Genomic DNA, 17,311 nt, shown 5'->3' with positions numbered 1-17,311 from the left:
CGTGTTCTATTGAGGGGGAGGTCGAACGTGTCGTGTTCAGGCGGGATGGGCGCTCACGTGTGATCGGGCGGCGATCACCCGTGATCAGAGACGGATCACCCGTGATTGAAGCCGGATCTCGCGTGATCGGGCGGCGATCATGGAGTTCGGCGTCTGATCACGCGAGATCCGTCTCTGATCACGCGAGTCACGCCCTCGCTCACCTTGGGTTCAGCCACAACGCCACCGTTGCCCTACCCCTCAATAGAACCCGCTTTGCCACTCACGACCACCCCGACCCAGCACGCCACCATCCCCGGTGTTGCGAAAGCCACGTTCGCAACGTTGAAGGTTGCGAACGTGGCTTTCGCAACAGCTCGTCGCGCGATCACCCGACCGCGATGCGTGAAGGCCCTTCCCCAAGTACATGAAGGACCCCATCACTGCGTCTAGCGCAATGATGGGGTCCTTCACGTACTTCAGGGCGACCAGAGTGCCGAACCGTTAGACCTTCTGCAGCCCCGGCTTACCCGCTTCGACGACGTAGCTGCGGTCCGCGGCCAGGGTCACCTTCGAGAAGTCGTACTCGGTGGTGTCCGAAACCGTCATGAAGTCCGCCCGCATCTGCGTTTGCGACGCCGTCACCCGGACGTAGCCGCGCTTTCCCCGGCAGTACTTGACGTGCGGGTTGTTCGACAGCCAGGTCGACGACGGATCGGTCGCGGTGTCGCTGTTGCTCGTGACCGAGGTCGTCACCAGTTCCGAACCGAACACCGGGTCGCTGTGGTTGAAGTAGTCGCGGCGCAGATCGGCCGCCCAGTGCCGGTGGACGTCGCCGGTCAGCACGATCGGGTTCGGCACCTTGCGGTCCACGATCCCCTTCGCGATCCGGTCGCGGGAGGCCTCGTAACCCTGCCAGGAGTCGGGGCTCTCGCAGGTCGCCTTGTTGCCGTCGCCGTCACGAGTGGCGAAGAAGACCTGCTGGCCGAGGAAGTCCCACTTCGCCGGATGCGTCTCCAGCGCCTTCAGCAGCCAAGCCTCCTGCGCCGTGCCCAGGATGCTGCGCGACGTCGACCGCATGTCGGTGCACGACGGCCCCGCCGAACCGGACGGGTCGGTCACCTGAGCGTTGCGGTACTGACGGGTGTCGAGCATGTGGAACCGGGCGAGGTTGCCCCAGCCGAACTGCCGGTACAGGCGGATCGCCGCACCGCTCGGCTTGGCGGTGGAGCGGATCGGCATGTTCTCGTAGAACGCCTGGAAACCGGCGGTCTTGCGCTCCGCCGTCGCCGGAGCGGTGGTGCCGTTCCAGTTGTTCATCACCTCGTGGTCGTCGAAGACCACGATCCACGGCGCCATCGCGTGCGCGTTCTGCAGGTCGGCGTCGGTCTTGTGCTGGGCGTGCCGCGCGCGGTAGTGCGCCAGCGTCTTCACCTCGTCGGTGAAGGCCAGTTTGCGCGGATTCCGTTCGGCGGCCACGCGGCCGGACTTCTTCTCGTACATGTAGTCGCCGAGGAACAGCACCAGATCCGGATTGTCGGCGAGCATGCCCTTGTACGAGTGGTACCAGCCCTCCTCCCAGTGCTGGCAGGAGGAGAAGCAGTACTTCAGCTGGTCCACGACCGCACCGGCGGCGGGGGCCGTCCTGGTCCGGCCGACCGGGGAGATGTAGCCGCTGGTCTTAAAGCGGTAGAAGTACTCGCGTCCCGCCTGGAGCCCGACCGGCTCGATGTGCACGCTGTGCCCGGAAGCGCGGGCCGCGGTCGCGGTGCCCTTCTGCACGACCGAGGAGAACGCCTGGTCGTTCGCGATCTCCCAGTCCACTGTGTACGAAGCGTCCGGCATCCCGCCGAAGCCGTCGGGGTTCAGCGGGGCGGGCGCGAGACGCGTCCACAGCACGACACTGTCCGGCAGGGGGTCACCCGAGGCGACGCCGAGCTGGAACGGGTCGCGGATGGCGGGCGCCGCCGCCAGCGTTCTCGCGTTCGCCCACGAAGGCACCGTCGACGACAACGCCGCCGCCGAAACCGCCGCGGCTCCACCGAGGAGTACCGCCCGCCGGTTCACCTGACCCATGAGAATTCAACCTTTCGAAGTGGGGAAAGAACGGGGAGGGATTTCACGCGGCGTAATCGGTGATGCCGGCGCTACACGCTTCGAGGGCCGGATTCGCGGAAGCGTTGGCGACGCAGACCTTGTAATAGACCCACGAGCCCTTCGCGACCGGCACGGCCTTGTCGACGTGGGTGCCGTTACCGCCGGAAGCCCAGACGTAGAACGGGCCGGCGCCACCCTTCAGCCAGTAGGCGACCACGGCGGACTTGCCGTCGGCGTCCTTGTCGTAGACCAGGAAATGAGCATCCGATGAACGGAACTGGCCCTCACCGGCGCAGACGCCGGTGGAGCATTCGGCACTGCCGGTGCCGACCCCGCAGTCGGGCGCGATCCGCTGGTCGGAGCCGGTGTAGACGTAGCCGTCCGAAATGTAGCCGCCGAGCGCGGGGACGTAGTCCCACAACGTCGTCTTGCCGAGGGGACCGGTGACCTCGGTCCCGATCGTCTGGCAGTCGATGGTCACCGTGGCGCCGTTGGCCACCGTGCGCACCGCGGTCGAGGTGGTGCTCGGGGCGCGGCGCACGTTCAGCGGATCACCCGCCGTCTTGACGGTCCCGGTGGCCGCGGCCAGCGCGGGAGTCGCGCCGGCCAGGCCGAAAGCACCCGCCGTCGCCAGCACGAGGAAGAAACCGGCGAGCCGCCGGACACTTGAACGCTTCATGGCTGCAGCGTCGACCGGCCTCGTACACGACCCGTACAAACCGCGTCCACTGTCTGCACTTGCATGCGAATGGATCTAGCCACCATGGCGGGACGGCAATATTATCGGCAGATATGGGGCTCCTGCCGTATTGGCGGTTTAGGTGACAATTCTCGGGTTTCGCGTTCTCGGTCCGCTCGAAGTGGCGGTGGACGGACAGGTGGTGCCGCTCGGCGGCCCCAAACCGCGTCTGCTGCTCGCCGCTCTCCTGCTTCAACCCAACGTCGTCGTCTCCACCGAACTGCTGATCGAGGTCCTGTGGCCCTCGTCGGCTCCGCGTTCGGCGGCGGCGAACATCCGCACCTACGTTCATTCGCTCCGCAAACGTCTCGCCGATCGCGATCCGGAACTGGGGGAACGCATCGGCAGCCGGGCGTCCGGCTACATCCTCAAAGCCACCCCGGGGGAGATCGACCACGTCCGATTCGGCGAATTGGCCGCCGCCGCGCAGGACGCGCTCGGCCACGGGGACGCCGAATCCGCCCTCGGCCTGCTGGATCAAGCCGAAGCGCTGTGGCGCGGGGAAGTCCTCGAAGGGCTCCCCCACGACCACGGCTGGGGCGCGACGGTGGCCCGGCTGACGGAATCACGGCTCGCCGTCCAGGAACAGCGGTTGCGGGCGAGGATCGAGCTCGGCCGCACCGCCGAAGCCGTCGCCGAACTGCGCGGCCTGGTCACCGAGCATCCCCTGCGCGAAGAACTCTGGCAGCAGCTGATCGTGGCGCTGCGGGCCGACGGCCGCACGGCCGACGCCATCGAGGCCTACGAAACGGCCGAGAAGGTGCTGGCCGAGGAGCTCGGCACCGAACCGGGGCCGCGGCTGCGGGAACTGCGGGCCTCGCTGGTCGTGACGCCCCCCGTGACCGCGGACGCCGTGGCCGCCGCCCTCACCCGGCCGATGACGCCGGTCTGCCAGCTCCCGCTCGACCTGCCGGACTTCACCGGCCGCGACGGAGTGGTCGGCGCCCTCGCCGACCTCTTCCGCGACCGTCGTGATCAGGGAAAACCCGCGATCGCGGTGCTTTCGGGCGCACCGGGGGTCGGCAAGTCCTCGGTCGCGATCCGGGTGGCGCACGCGGTCCGGGAGGACTTCCCGGACGGTCAGCTGCACGTCGACCTCGCCGGGACGTCGTCCTCGCCCCGGCCCCCGATGACCGTGCTCGCGGAGTTGCTCCGCGCGCTGGGGGTCCCCGACGCGGGGCTGCCGCGTGATCTTCCCGAACGCGCGGCGCTGCTGCGGTCCAGGCTGGCGAGCATGCGCATGTGCGTGGTCCTGGACGACGCGGGCAGCGCGGCGCAGGTCCGGCCGCTCCTGCCCGGCGCCGGTGCCTGCGCGGTGCTGGTCACCAGCCGGGTGCGGATGCCGGATCTGGCCGGGGCCACCCCGTTCGACGTCGACCTCCTGCCCGAGGCCGAGGCCGCGAAGCTGCTCGAAGGCATCGTCGGCACCGAGAGGGTCGCCGCGGAGCCGGACTGCGCGGCCGCGATCCTCCGGCACTGCGGGTACCTGCCGCTGGCGATCCGGGTCGCCGGGGCGAAGCTGACCAACCGGCCGGGCTGGACGCTGCGCGTCCTGGCCGACAGGCTGCGGGACGAGAGACGAAGACTCGACGAACTCCGGGTCGGCGATCTGGCCGTCCGCGCCAGTGTCACGCTCAGCTACGACCTCCTGCCGATGTCGGCGGCGACCGCGTTCCGCGGCCTCGGCGGGCTCGGCTCGGTCCAGTTCCCCGCCTGGGTGGTCGCGGCGCTGCTCGGCCGCGCGCACGCCGACGACGTCCTCGACGTGCTGGTGGACGCCCACCTGGTCGAACTCATCGGCTCGGACGGCACCGGCGAGCCCCGCTATCGCCTGCACGACCTGTTGCGATGCTACGCCCTCGAACTGCGTGCGCAGGACGTCCCGGAGAAGGCGCGCGAGGCCACGAAACGGGTGCTGGAGGGCTATCTCGCACTCGCGGTCGAAGCCGCGGACCGGATGCCGATCCACTTCTTCGGCCTCTACCGGGACGACACGGCCGACCAGCCCGCGCTCCCGCGGGGAACCGGACGGCTGGTCGAGGATCCGGCCGCATGGTTCGCCGCCGAGCGGCACACCTGTGTCGCCGCCGTCGCGCTGGCCGCCGACCTCGGCTTCGACGCGCTGGCCTGGCGTCTCACCGCCGCGCTGGCGCCGTACTTCGACCAGCGCGGCCACCAGGACGACTGGCTGCAGACGCACGCCGTGGCGCTGGCCGCCGCCCGCCGGTCCGGCGAGATCCGCGGGGAGGCGATCATCCAGCGCAACCTCGGCCAGATCCAGCTGTACCAGGACAGCTACGCCGAAGCGCTGGTCGCGTTCGAGCAGTCGCAACTGCTGTTCGACAAGATCGGCGACGCGCGGGGCGCGGCGATCGCGCTGGCCGGGCTCGGCACCGTGCTGCGGATCAAGGGCGAGGACACCGTCGCGCTGGAGCACTGTCACGCGGCGCTCGATCAGTTCTCCGCGGCCGGTGATCCGCACGGCGAGGCCGTCGCGCGGATCGCGATCGGCGCGGTGTGGCTGGCGCGGCGCCGGTTCACCGACGCGGAACACTGGTTCACCGAGGCGCTCGAACAGTCGGCGAACATCGGCGACCGGCATCGGGAGGCGCACGCGTTGAAGCGGCTCGCGATGCTGCGGCAGCATCAGGGCAACCTCGCCGGCGCGCGGGAGCGGGTCGACCGGGCCATCGCGATCTTCAACGAACTCGGCGACGACCACTGCGTCGGGTACGCGAACCAGAACCTCGGCGAGTTGTATCTGCACAGCGGCGATCTCGCCCACGCGCAACTGCTGCTGGTCAATTCGCTGAGCGTGCACCGTCGCAACGGGGACCGCCGGTCCGAGGCGGAGGTGTCGCAACTGCTCGGGCAACTGCACGAGGCGCTGAGCCAGCCGGAGCGGTCGCGGACCTATTCGGAACGCGCGCTGGCGTTGTGGCGGGAGCTCTCCGCGCGGCCGCAGGAATCCGCGCTCGCTTCGCGCCTTCAGGAAGCCGCCGAAGCCTCCTACGGGAAGCCTGCTTCCGCCTGATCCTCACTCAGCGAGACGGCACCCCCTCCGGTGCCGTCTCGCTTTTTGTATCGATCGTGTACACGCCCCGGCGAAGCTCCCTTCGTAGCAACCGAGAGTGCTCGAAGGGAGACCGGAATGGTCCGGACCGTGAAGGCCCGCCGCGTGATGGCGGCCGTGCTGGCCATGGGGGCGGTCACCGCGCTGGCCGCCGGCCCCGCGAACGCGGCGGCGGAGGGAAGCTGGCGCGCCGATCTGTCCACTGTGGATGGCGACGACGTCAACGTCCGCAGCGACGGCGGTGTGCTCAGCCTGGAAAACGCCGCGTGGCACAGAAAACCCGACTCCATCGGCAGCCAGGGCTACCTGCTGCTGGCCGAGCGGAACCTCGGGAAGCCGGTGAACCGCGTGACCGCGCAGGTGACCGCCGACGCGCCGAAGGGCACCGAGGTCGAGGTCGACGTCCGCGGCAAGCTCAACTCCAACGACTGGACGGAATGGACTCCCACCGAAGGAGGCGCCGCCCAGCTGTCCGCTTCGGTCTCCACGGTCCAGGTCCGCGTCGGACTGCGCACCGTGAACGACGGCGTGACCGCGAAGGTCAGCGCCATCACCCTCCAGGGTGAGCTCGGCCCGCAGGTGAACGCGATCGGCGCGGCCGCCGCCCCGCTGACGTACAAGGTCTTCGGCACCCGTGAAGGTCTCGTCGGCGGCACCACCGCCAACGGGCACGTGATCAAGTCCCGCGACCACTTCGTCGCCCTGCCGTCGGGCCGCGGCCTGGCGCCCAAGAACACCGGCAACTACACCGTCCGCGTGTGCCGCACCGACAACAGCCGTTGCGAGTACGCGCCGGTGTGGGACGTCGGCCCGTGGAACACCAAGGACGACTACTGGAACCCGTCGGCCACCCGCCAGATGTGGAAGAACCTGCCGCAGGGCAAGCCCGAAGCGCAGGCCGCGTACCAGGACGGCTACAACGGCGGCAAGGACGAGTTCGGCCGCAAGGTGGCCAACCCGGCGGGTATCGACCTCGCGGACGGCACCTTCTGGGACGGCCTGAAGATGACGGACAACGGCTGGGTCAACGTCTCCTACCTGTGGACCGGCTCCGGCCCGACCGGCGTCATCAGCACGGCGGGCGACCCGATGAACGTCCGGGCGTCGGCGAGCACCACCGCGGCGATCAAGGGCCTCGCGGCGAACTACGCGAAGGTCAACATCGAGTGCTACGTCGAGGGCGAGACCGTCACCGGCAAGTTCGGCACCAGCAACATCTGGGACCGGATCGGCCCGGGGCACTACGTCTCCGACACCTACCTGAAGACCGGATCGGATCTGCCGGTGGCACCCAAGTGCTGAGGCACCCCTGAACGCGAAGGCCCGGCGCACCCCATAGCGCCGGGCCTTCGCCCTTTGGGCCGCCCTTTTTCCCGCGCGGATGGACCTTGTGCCGGGTCGTCCGCCCTCCAGACTGTGCGGTAGCCACGACCTGAGGGGGTCCCATGCATCCGCCTGAAACGACCGCGTTGCGCCGGAAACTGTCCGGCGCGGTGGTCACCGCCGCCGACCCGGGTTACGACGCGGCCCGTGCCGTGTGGAACGGGGACATCGACCGGCGCCCGGCCGTGGTCGTCGAATGCGCCAGCCGCCAAGATGTCGTCACCGCGCTGGCCTTCGGCCGCGAAAAGGGCCTCGAGATCACCGTCCGGGGCGGCGGGCACAGCTTCAGCGGTTCCGCCGTCACCGACGACGGCCTGGTGATCGACCTCGGCGGGCTGCGGCGGGTCACCGTCGACCCGGCCTCCCGGACCGCGCTGGTCGGCGGCGGCGCGCTCTGGGCCGACGTCGACGAGGCGACCCAGCGGTACGGGCTCGCGACGGTCGGCGGCACGGTGAGCGACACGGGCGTCGGCGGCCTCACCCTCGGCGGCGGTTTCGGCTGGCTGACCGCGAAACACGGGCTCACGATCGACAACCTGGTTTCGGCGGAGGTCGTGACGGCCGACGGCCGGATCCTGCGGGCTTCCGAGGGAACACATCCGGATCTGTTCTGGGCGCTACGCGGTGGCGGCGGCAACTTCGGCGTGGTCACGGAATTCGAGTTCCGGCTGCACCGCGTCGGCCTGGCCGAGGTCGGGATGTTCTTCTGGACGCTGGAGGACGCGCCCAAGGCGCTGCGCTTCGCGAGGGACGTGATCGCGACGCTGCCGCCGGGCACCGGTGCCATGCTCGTCGGGCTCAACGCGCCACCCGTTCCGTTCGTCCCGGCCGAGTACCACCTCGTGCCGGGTCTCGCGCTGGTCGTCACCGGCTTCGACGGTCCCGAACGGCACGCCCGGCTGATCGAGCGGATCCGGGACGGGCTGCCCACGGCGTTCGAACTGGTCTCCCCGATGCCTTACGCCAACCTGCAAAAACTGCTGGATCCGACTGCGCCCCGCGGCATCCTCGCCTATGAGAAATCGCTCTACGTCGACTCACTGTCCGAAGAGGTCATCGACCTGATCGCCGCCCGCCTGCCGGACAAGGCGTCGCCCATGACCATCATGCCGATCGTGCCGTTGCAGGACACGTACTCGACGGTGCACGACGACGCGACCGCGTTCGGCGGCCCGCGGACGCCCGGCTTCGTCGTCGGTTTCGCGGCCACGGCCCCGACCCCGGAACTCCTGGCCGCCGATCGCGCCTGGACGCGGGCCCTGTGGGAAGAACTCCTGCCGCATTCCAACAACCACGGCGGTTACCTGAATTTCCTGAACGAATACGACGAGGACAGGGTGCGCACGGCGTACGGCGCGGCGAAGTACGCGCGGCTGGCCGCGATCAAGGCGGTGTACGACCCGGGCAACGTGTTCCACCACAATGCGAACATCCGTCCCGCTGAGTGAGGCTTCTTTATTCACAACCATGAATGGTCTTCACAAGCGCGTAACCGTCGTGCGAAACTCCCGTGACGCATTTCCCACTGACGAATGGCGGGCATTGTGAGCGTTTCGCGGCGAACCCTGTTGACCACCGCTGCCGGTGCCGCCGTCGCGGCGACGGCGATCCCCTCCGTCGCCAGTGCGGCGGAGGAAGAAGCCGCCGGGGTAACGAGTTTCCGCCGGGCGGCGGACTACGCGGTCACCAAGCTGCGAGCCGTCGCCCCCGGCGTGAGCACTTTTCCGGAGATCACGCGGTTCGAGAAATGGACCTATTCCGCCAAGGGCGGCTGGATCGGCGGTTTCTGGCCGGGAACATTGTGGCTCGCGTCGATCTACAGCGGCGATCCGCAATTCCGGACCCTCGCGATGGCGTCCGCGGAAAAGCTCGCGCCGCGCCAGTACGAGACGAGCGATCACGACCTCGGATTCCTGTTCTACCCGTCGTGGGTGACCGGCTGGCGGCTCACCGGCGACGAGAAATGGCGCACCGGCGCGCTCACCGCCGCGTCGTCACTCATCCAGCGCTACAACGAAAAAGGGAGGTTCATCCGGGCTTGGGGCGCACTCGGCACCCCGGGCAACGCCGGCCGGGTCATCGTCGACACGATGATGAACCTCGACCTGCTGACCTTCGCGAGCAAGCAGACCGGTGACCGGAAGTACCTCGACATCGCCGTCTCCCACGCGAAGACCACCGAACGGGTCTTCGTGCGCCCGGACGGTTCGACCCCGCACGTGTTCGACTTCAACCCGGACACGGGCGCCGAGATCGGCCCGAACTCCGTGCAGGGCTACGGCCCGACGTCCTGCTGGTCGCGCGGTCAGGCGTGGGCGATCTACGGCTTCACCACGATGTACCGGCGCTCCGGCGACCCGCTGTTCCTGCGGACCGCGCAGCGCCTGGCGGATTTCGCGCTCCGCGCCCTCACCCCGGACAACGTCCCGGTGTGGGACTACCTCGCCCCGCAGGCCCCGCACGACATCAAGGACTCCTCCGCCGGCGCCGTGATGGCATGCGGCCTGCTCGACCTGGCGAAGGTCGCGAACCGGCCGCACTACCGCGAAGCGGCGATCCGGATCCTCACCGCGCTGTGCGACACCTGCCTGACCACGAAGTCCACCCGCGCCGAGGCGATCGTGGCGCGAGGCACGCGCAACCGTCCGACTGAGGACGGCGTCGAGGTTTCGTTGCCGTACGCCGACTATTACCTGCTGGAGGGCATCCTGCGGGTGCTGATGCCGAAGGAGATCGACAAGGCGATCGACCTCTCGAGCGTCTAACCGGGGCGGCTGTCCGCCTGCTGTCCCCAATGTCGCACTAGGGACGCTGAGCGTCTCAAATGCGACATTGGGAACACCGACCACCGCGCCGGGACGCGGGTCCGGAATCTCGTGAGTGGTAAGGACGGTTCTGGTGAACCTGCATTTGCCTACCCACTGGATCCTGATGTCGTCTCGGTGAGCTTGTAGGGCTTGTTCTGGATGGCGTTGTGGGGTGGCATGGTCTTGATCAACGGAGGATCGGGGACGTTGAGTGTCCCCGATCCTCCGTTGATCAAGCTCCGAGACCGGAGCGACCCCGTCGACTACCGCACCTCACTTGCCCTGATCACGCGTAGGTAGGCGAATACCGGTCCGCTCTAACCGTCCCTACCACTCACGAGGTTTGGGCTCGCCGTCCCGGATGTCGCGAAAGCCACTTTCGCGACGTCGGATGTCCCGAAAGTGGCTTTCGCGACACGGTCACCAGGCAGCACGGAGTTCGTGAAGGCCTCCTTCACTACCTTCAGGGTAGGCAAGGAGGCCTTCACGGACCTGCGATCAAGCGAATCCCGACCCGGCCGCTCAGTGAGCGTGGCCCTCGTGACCACCGTGGCTTTCGTGGCCACCGTGGTGCGCGTGGACCTTCGCGTGCCCCAGACCGCGCCCGATCATCCACTTGTTCACCGGCACCGTCAGCACGAACGCGACGGCCAGCGAGAACGCCAGCGCGCCCCAGAACAGCAGGCTCGCGAGCCCGGCCTCCATGGCGCCCGGCACCACCAGCATGACCCCGTTGTCGACGATCTCCATGACCGCGATCGACACGGTGTCCGCGGCCAGCGCCACCTTGAGCGCGGTGCCGAACGGCAGGCCCGACTTCAGCACGCCGCGCATGGTCAGCGCGTAGCCGAAGACGAACGCGAGCGCCACGGCCAGGACGATCGTCGCCACGTTGCCGAGGCCGAGCGCCGTGCCGATCACCATGCCGAGGACCTCACCGATCGCACAGCCGGTGAGGCAGTGCAGGGTCGCCGACGCCGCCATCGACCAGCTTGCTCCATGCCGTGTCTCGTTCATGCGGCGAAATATACCCCCCACCCGTATATATGGCGCAGTGACCCGCGTCTCCCGATCGCTCACCGTCACCCCCATAGGCCGACCCGGTAATCGGACCAGGTCGATGAACTCACTTCCGTAACCCTTTGCGCTCATCCGGTTGACCGGGGTAACCGAAGACCTTAGTTTCGCCGGAGGTCTCCACCGCGCGAAGACCGATCGGCTGGTTTCAGGTGGTTCCGTGACTATGGGGTGGAGATGCGAGGGCCGACCAAGACGCTCGTCGTGGCCACTGTGCTCGCTTTGGGCATGGTGTTCGGGCTGACCGGATGCGCGGGCGAAGAGCCCGCCGGCATGGCGGCCAAGCCGATCCGGATCGCGTTCGTGCCGAAGGTCGCGGGCATCCCGTACTTCGAGGCGATGAACACCGGCGGGATCGCCGCGGCCAAGCAGCTCGGTGTCGAATGGACTTCGACCGGACCGGCCACGGTGGACCCCGCCGCGCAGGTCTCGATCGTGCGCGGCCTCGTCGACCAGCGGGTGGACGTCATCGCGATCGCCCCGAACGACCCCAAGACGATGGCACCGGCGATCACCGACGCGCGGGCCAAGGGTGTCCATGTGATCACTTCGGACACCGACGCGCCCGGCACCGATCGCGAGCTCTTCGTCAACCAGGCCACCCCGGAGGGCATCGGCAAGGCGCTCACCGACGCCCTGATGAAGAAGATGGGCGGCGCGGGCAAGTACGCGATCGTCTCCTGCGGCGAGACCGCCGAGAACCTCAACGCGTGGATCGCCGTCCAGCGGGCGTATACCGCCACGGAGTATCCGAGCGCTCAGCTCGTCGAGACGGTCTACGCCGGCGAGGACAAGGACAACGCCACCACGCTGGCCAAGGACCTGATGGCCAAGTACCCGGACCTCACCGGCCTGGTCGGCGAGTGCACGACGTCGGCCCCCGGGGTCGCCGAGGCGGTCCGCTCGCAGCAGAAGATCGGCCGCGTCTTCACCGTCGGCGTCGGGACGCCGCAGGCGATCAAGCCGTACCTCCTGGACGGTTCCGCGTCGCTTTCGGTGCTGTGGAACGTCGAATCACTCGGCTACCTCACCGCCTGGGCCGGCAAGCAGATCGCCGAAGGCAGGCGGCTCGGCGCGTCGAACAAGGTCAACCTCGAACTTCCGGCGATCAAGTACGAAGAAGCAACGAAGACCGTCCTGCTGGGCGACCCGCTGCTGATCACGCGCGAGAACGTGGACCAGTTCAAGTACTGATTCACCGGGCCCGCCGCACGGCACCCGCCGCGGCTCCGCCGCCGAGGATCAGGACCAGCGCGGTCAAACCCCACCGGCGCTTCTCCTTCGTGCGGGCGTGCGGATCGGTCTCCGCCGCCTCCTCGCGTTCCCTCGGCGGGGCCGCGCGGGTCGGCTTCGGCACCGGAACGGGCGGCGGGACCACCTTGGGCGCGGAAGTCGGCGTCGGGGACGGACTGGGCGTCGGACTCGGAGTGGGGCTCGGGCTCGGCGACGACGTCGGGGACGGAGACGGTGGCGGCGTCGGAACCGGGACGGGAGCAGGCGTCGGGGACGGCGTGGGGGTGGGCGTGGGCGGGTTGGGTACCGGAGTGGGCGTCGGCTTGGGCGGTTCCGGTTTCGGCGGCTCGGGTTTCGGCGGCTCGGGGGCGGCGAGGCAGCCCGCCGCGTCCGAACCCGCCAGCGGCGGACCGGACCGCACCTCGGTCACCCGCCCACCGCGATCCAGGCGGTACAGCACACTGCGCCCGCCGATCCGGTTCGCCGTGGCGTACAGGGCACCGTCACGGCCGAGCACGACGGAACCGTAGACGTCGGCGGGCGGGAACCGGGCGTCGTCGGCTTCGCGGACCTTGCCCGACGACGGGTCGATGGTGATGACGGCGCCTTTTCCGCGCCAGGTGGTGGAAACGCCGTAGAGCAGTCCGTTGTGATACGCGAAATCGTTGACGTCGTGGGCGAGCGTGATCGGCCGCAGGAACACCGTCCGGATCACCCGCAGGTACCGCTCCCCCGGCGTCAGATCCACTGTGTACAGAGTGCCGTTCCTGAGCAGGTACCAGGAATTCCCGCCGATCGCGCCCGCGGTGACGCCCGCGACGGGACTCCACACCGGCAGCCGGTTCCCCGCGCGGGTGATCGGGCCGAGGTCCCGGGTGTCCCCGTCCCGGTCGATCGTCACCGCGTGCGCGCCCCGGCTGAGTCCTTCGGCGACACCGAAGACCAGGTCCCGCGTCGCGGAGTAACCGAGCGCGTTGAGCCGGTAGCCCGCATCGGTCACCCGTGTGGTGGTCCCCGAGCCGACATCGATCCAGCGCAGCTTCGACTTCCCGTGCGACCCGGTCTCCGCCTGCACCACCAGGCAGGATTCGGCGGCGCGGGCGGCCATCGGGGCCAGTAGCGCCGACGCCCCCACCAGCCCGGCGACGGCGACCGTCGCCGCGGCCCGTGTCACGCCGTCCATGGTGCCCACCGGCTCAAGCGATCCTCGTCAGCGCGGCGGTGAACGCGTCGGGCGGGATCCGCACCCCGCCGCCGAACGGGTTCTGCAGCTGGTAGATCGCGAACAACAGGAGCGTGACCGTACCGGCCAGGGTGGACACGATCACCAGATGCGCGGCCAGCCGGGTGCCGCCGAACAGGTTGGGCAGCAGCACCGAGATGAGGCTGCCGATGATGAGCGCGAACCAGACGACACCGCCGACCCGGCCACCCTCGACCGCGTTGAGCCGGTCCTGCCGGGCCTCGTAGACCTGCCAGAGCTGGGCGGCCGCCTCGGCCTTGCGTTCGCGGACCCAGTCGTCGTCCGACGGGGCCTTGTCCACCGCCTTGCGCAACTGGTCGAGTTGCGCCCAGCCGGTGTCGGGGACGACATCCCCGCCTTCGGCCATCCGCGGCCACTCCTTCTGTTCGACCGTGGTGACGTACTCGGCGCTCAGCTTCCGGACCTCGTCCTTGACCTCGGTTCCCAGGGAGTCCGCGGCCCAGACGGCGGCGACCAGGCTGTCCGCCTCGTGGTACGAGCCCTCTCTCGCCGCGCTCGTGGAGTCGAAGAGGGAGATCAGAATGAACGCGACCAGGACGGCGTGGAGCCCGCCGACGATGGTGAACACCTGGCCGGCGGCGTCGTTGTTGTCGGGCCGCCCCTCGTCCCAGCCGAACTTGCGGACGAGGTAGCCGACGAACCCCGCCCCCGCCGCCGCGCCGACGACCCAGGCGATGCCGGTCAGGTAAATACCCATTCGACTCCTTACCCCGTGAAGACTGCTGAAACTAGTTCACCCCCAGGTACGCCGAGAAGAGCAGTTGAATCAATTCATACCGGTGGCGGAAAGGATAAAGTCGATCATCACCGTCTCGGCCCAATTTCTCATACCGCGAAACGATTTTCGACACGCGCCGAAAAGGGCCGTCACCGCTGTGAGATCGCGGCTTCACGACCGAGTGATCGGCCACCACGGGACGTCACCGACCTGGCCGTATACCGATATTCTCCGCGGCTTCGTCGCCCGAACGGCCGCTGCGGGAACGTCCGCACGAGCCAATCCGGCAAACAGGTGAACGTACCCGGCTACCCGATCGTGTGTTTGTGCGGGCATTCTCGCTTGCTATGTTCATTTCGCGCCTCCCCATCGGATTTGGGTATCCGCGATTTTGGGAAAACAGCAGTTCACCAGGGCGGGAATACCCGCCACGACGATGGGTGGATTTCTCGGTGACGATCACGGACAACCCGCAACTGAGCCTCGGCAAGGCCGCCGCTCGCACGCTGGCCACGACCACCAAGTCGGTCCCGCAGATGCAGGGCATCTCGTCGCGATGGCCGCTGAGAGTGCTGCCGTGGGTTCAGGTTTCGGGTGGCGCGTACCGGGTCAACCGCCGGCTGAGCTACGCCGTCGGCGACGGACGGGTCGCCTTCACCACCGCCGGCGCCGAGGTCCGGGTGATCCCGCCGGAACTGGGCGAACTCCCGCCGTTGCGGGGTTTCGACGACGAAGAGGTCCTCAGCGAACTCGCCGGCCGGTTCGTCCAACGGGAACTGTCCGCGGGCGACACCCTCACGGAATTCGGCCACCGGGCCGACCAGGTCTTCCTGATCGCGCACGGAAAGATCGACAAGCTCGGTGTCGGCGCGTACGGCGACGAGACCGTCCTCGGCGCCCTCGCCGACGGCGGGCATTTCGGATCGCAGATCCTGGTCGACGACGACGCGATCTGGGAGTTCACCGCGAAGGCGGTCACCTCCTGCACCGTGCTTTCCTTGTCCCGCGCCGCTTTCGCCGACATCCTCGATCGCTCGGACAGCTTGCGCGACCACCTCGGCGCGTTCTCCGCCGGCGGATCGCAGGCGAGCAACGATCACGGTGAGGCACGGATCGACGTCGCGTCGGGCCACGACGGCGAACCGCTCCTTCCCGGCACTTTCGTCGACTACGAGACCAATCCGCGCGAGTACGAACTCAGCGTCGCGCAGACCGTCCTCCGGGTGCACACCCGGGTCGCCGACCTCTACAACCAGCCGATGGACCAGGTCGAGCAGCAGTTGCGGCTGACCATCGAGGCGTTGCGCGAGCGGCAGGAACACGAGCTGATCAACAACACCGGCTTCGGGCTCCTGCACAACGCGGACTTCTCCCATCGCGTCCACACCCGCACCGGCCCGCCGACGCCGGACGACCTCGACGAGCTGCTCGCCCTGGTGTGGAAGGATCCCGGTTTCTTCCTCGCGCATCCGCGGGCGATCGCGGCGTTCAGCCGGGAATGCAGCAAACGGGGTCTCTATCCGGACGCCGTCGACCTGGACGGCCATCAGGTGCCCGCCTGGCGCGGGATCCCGATCCTGCCGTGCAACAAGATCCCCGTCACCGAGACCAGCACCAGCTCGATCCTGCTGATGCGGACCGGTGAGGACACTCAGGGCGTCGTCGGCCTGCATCAGGTCGGACTACCCGACGAATACCAGCCCGGGCTGAACGTCCGCTTCATGGGGATCAGCGAACAAGCGATCATTTCGTACCTGGTGAGCGCGTACTACTCGGCGGCGGTGCTGGTGCCTGACGCACTGGCGATCCTGGAGAACGCCGAACTCGGACGCGAAGGCTGAAGGGAAGTCCGTTGACGACCATCGACACCGGCACCGGTGCCCGTCCCGCCGCCGAAGTCCTGACGTGGAGCAGGAATCTGCTCGACCCGGCACTGCGCGAGGCCGTCGGCGGGCTTCCCGAGTCCATGCGGCTCATCGCCGGTTACCACTTCGGCTGGTGGGACGAGCACGGCCGTCCGTCCACTTCGGACGGCGGGAAGGCGTTGCGGCCGGCGCTCGCGCTGCTGTCGGCGCAGGCTGTCGGCGGTGACGCCGAAGTGGCCGTCCCGGTGGCCGTCGCGGTGGAACTGGTGCACAACTTCTCGCTGCTGCACGACGACGTGATGGACCGGGACACCACCCGGCGGCACCGCCCGACGGCCTGGACGGTGTTCGGCACCGGCGCCGCGATCCTCGCCGGGGACGCCCTGCTGTCCCGGGCCCTCGAACTGCTGGCCCCGTTCGGGCAGACCGCGCTGCGTGTGCTGAGCACGGCCGTGATCGATCTGCTGGAAGGGCAGAGCGCGGACCTGAAGTTCGAAGAACGCGGTGACGTCGACACCGCCGAATGCGTACGGATGGCCGAGGGGAAGACCGGCGCGTTGCTCGGGGCGTCGTGCACGCTCGGCGCGCTCGCCGGGGAAGGGAGGCAGGATCAGGTCGACCGGCTGACCGAGTACGGGAGGGCACTCGGGCTGGCGTTCCAGCACATCGACGATCTCCTCGGGATCTGGGGTGATCCGGCGGTGACCGGGAAACCGGTCCACTCGGATCTCTCCAACCGGAAGAAGTCCCTGCCGGTGGTGGCCGCGCTCCACTCCGGGACGGAAGCCGGGCGAGAACTGGAGGCCTTGTACCGCAAGGAAAACCTCGACGTCGCGGAATTGCCCCACGCGGCGGAACTGGTGGAACGGGCGGGCGGCCGGGCGTGGAGCCAGGAGCAGGCCGACGCGCTCCTGACCGGCGCGCTGCACCATCTCGCCGTCTCGAACCCGGTGCCCCGCCCAGGCACCGAGCTCGCGGCCCTCGCGAAACTGGTGGTGCGGCGACGATATTGAAGTCGGGCGCGGAGAAAGGCACGGGTGGGCCGGAACGAAGGGCCCGGCCCATCCGTGTCCCTG

General features: G+C 68.7%; 12 protein-coding genes. 7 read left to right on the top strand and 5 right to left on the bottom strand.

Features of this window, described 5'->3' with window-relative positions:
- Positions 1 to 483: 483 nt before the first annotated feature.
- Together ACLJPX_RS30190 and ACLJPX_RS30185 are read right to left on the bottom strand one after the other, a co-directional pair.
- A complete protein-coding gene (locus ACLJPX_RS30190; protein WP_410603856.1) occupies positions 484 to 2,055 on the bottom strand; it encodes an alkaline phosphatase D family protein in 1,572 nt (523 codons plus the stop codon).
- Between the two features lie 43 nt (positions 2,056 to 2,098).
- On the bottom strand, positions 2,099 to 2,755 hold the full coding sequence (locus ACLJPX_RS30185; RefSeq protein WP_101612962.1) for a hypothetical protein: 657 nt from the start codon (positions 2,753 to 2,755) through the stop codon (positions 2,099 to 2,101).
- Between the two features lie 142 nt (positions 2,756 to 2,897).
- Here ACLJPX_RS30185 and ACLJPX_RS30180 point away from each other — a divergent pair, with 142 nt between their 5' ends.
- From ACLJPX_RS30180 to ACLJPX_RS30165, 4 genes are all read left to right on the top strand, one after another.
- Positions 2,898 to 5,849 (top strand): BTAD domain-containing putative transcriptional regulator, encoded by a 2,952-nt coding sequence (locus ACLJPX_RS30180; RefSeq protein ID WP_410603854.1) that lies wholly within the window; start codon positions 2,898 to 2,900, stop codon positions 5,847 to 5,849.
- A 117-nt stretch (positions 5,850 to 5,966) separates the two neighbouring features.
- On the top strand, positions 5,967 to 7,190 hold the full coding sequence (locus ACLJPX_RS30175; RefSeq protein ID WP_410603852.1) for a hypothetical protein: 1,224 nt from the start codon (positions 5,967 to 5,969) through the stop codon (positions 7,188 to 7,190).
- Between the two features lie 143 nt (positions 7,191 to 7,333).
- Positions 7,334 to 8,719: an FAD-binding oxidoreductase gene (locus ACLJPX_RS30170; RefSeq protein WP_410603850.1), complete on the top strand. Its 1,386-nt coding sequence runs from the start codon at positions 7,334 to 7,336 to the stop codon at positions 8,717 to 8,719.
- A 96-nt stretch (positions 8,720 to 8,815) separates the two neighbouring features.
- Complete coding sequence (locus ACLJPX_RS30165) at positions 8,816 to 10,036, top strand: glycoside hydrolase family 88 protein (RefSeq protein WP_410604064.1); 1,221 nt, start codon at positions 8,816 to 8,818, stop codon at positions 10,034 to 10,036.
- Positions 10,037 to 10,600: 564 nt separating this feature from the next.
- On the opposite strand, the gene ACLJPX_RS30160 is transcribed toward ACLJPX_RS30165, so the two are convergent.
- A complete protein-coding gene (locus ACLJPX_RS30160; RefSeq protein WP_410604063.1) occupies positions 10,601 to 11,062 on the bottom strand; it encodes a DUF4396 domain-containing protein in 462 nt (153 codons plus the stop codon).
- Positions 11,063 to 11,332: 270 nt separating this feature from the next.
- On the opposite strand from ACLJPX_RS30160, the gene ACLJPX_RS30155 reads away from it, so the two are divergent.
- Positions 11,333 to 12,349: an autoinducer 2 ABC transporter substrate-binding protein gene (locus tag ACLJPX_RS30155; protein WP_410603848.1), complete on the top strand. Its 1,017-nt coding sequence runs from the start codon at positions 11,333 to 11,335 to the stop codon at positions 12,347 to 12,349.
- A 1-nt stretch (position 12,350) separates the two neighbouring features.
- Here the strand turns inward: ACLJPX_RS30155 and ACLJPX_RS30150 are convergent, their stop codons facing one another.
- Both ACLJPX_RS30150 and ACLJPX_RS30145 read right to left on the bottom strand, forming a co-directional pair.
- Entirely contained in the window at positions 12,351 to 13,571 is a 1,221-nt protein-coding gene (locus tag ACLJPX_RS30150) for a DUF6923 family protein (RefSeq protein ID WP_410603846.1), read from the bottom strand.
- 13 nt (positions 13,572 to 13,584) lie between these two features.
- Positions 13,585 to 14,349: a hypothetical protein gene (locus ACLJPX_RS30145; protein ID WP_410603844.1), complete on the bottom strand. Its 765-nt coding sequence runs from the start codon at positions 14,347 to 14,349 to the stop codon at positions 13,585 to 13,587.
- Between the two features lie 473 nt (positions 14,350 to 14,822).
- On the opposite strand from ACLJPX_RS30145, the gene ACLJPX_RS30140 reads away from it, so the two are divergent.
- Complete coding sequence (locus ACLJPX_RS30140) at positions 14,823 to 16,211, top strand: family 2B encapsulin nanocompartment shell protein (protein WP_410603842.1); 1,389 nt, start codon at positions 14,823 to 14,825, stop codon at positions 16,209 to 16,211.
- An 11-nt stretch (positions 16,212 to 16,222) separates the two neighbouring features.
- The gene (locus ACLJPX_RS30135; RefSeq protein ID WP_410603840.1) at positions 16,223 to 17,248 is read left to right on the top strand and encodes a family 2 encapsulin nanocompartment cargo protein polyprenyl transferase; all 1,026 of its coding nucleotides are present in this window, start codon (positions 16,223 to 16,225) and stop codon (positions 17,246 to 17,248) included.
- Positions 17,249 to 17,311: the final 63 nt, after the last annotated feature.

Source organism: Amycolatopsis sp. lyj-90 (genome assembly GCF_046549035.1).
Classification (GTDB): domain Bacteria; phylum Actinomycetota; class Actinomycetes; order Mycobacteriales; family Pseudonocardiaceae; genus Amycolatopsis.
Note: the sequence above shows the minus strand (reverse complement) of the source record. Positions and strands in the feature narration are given on the sequence as shown.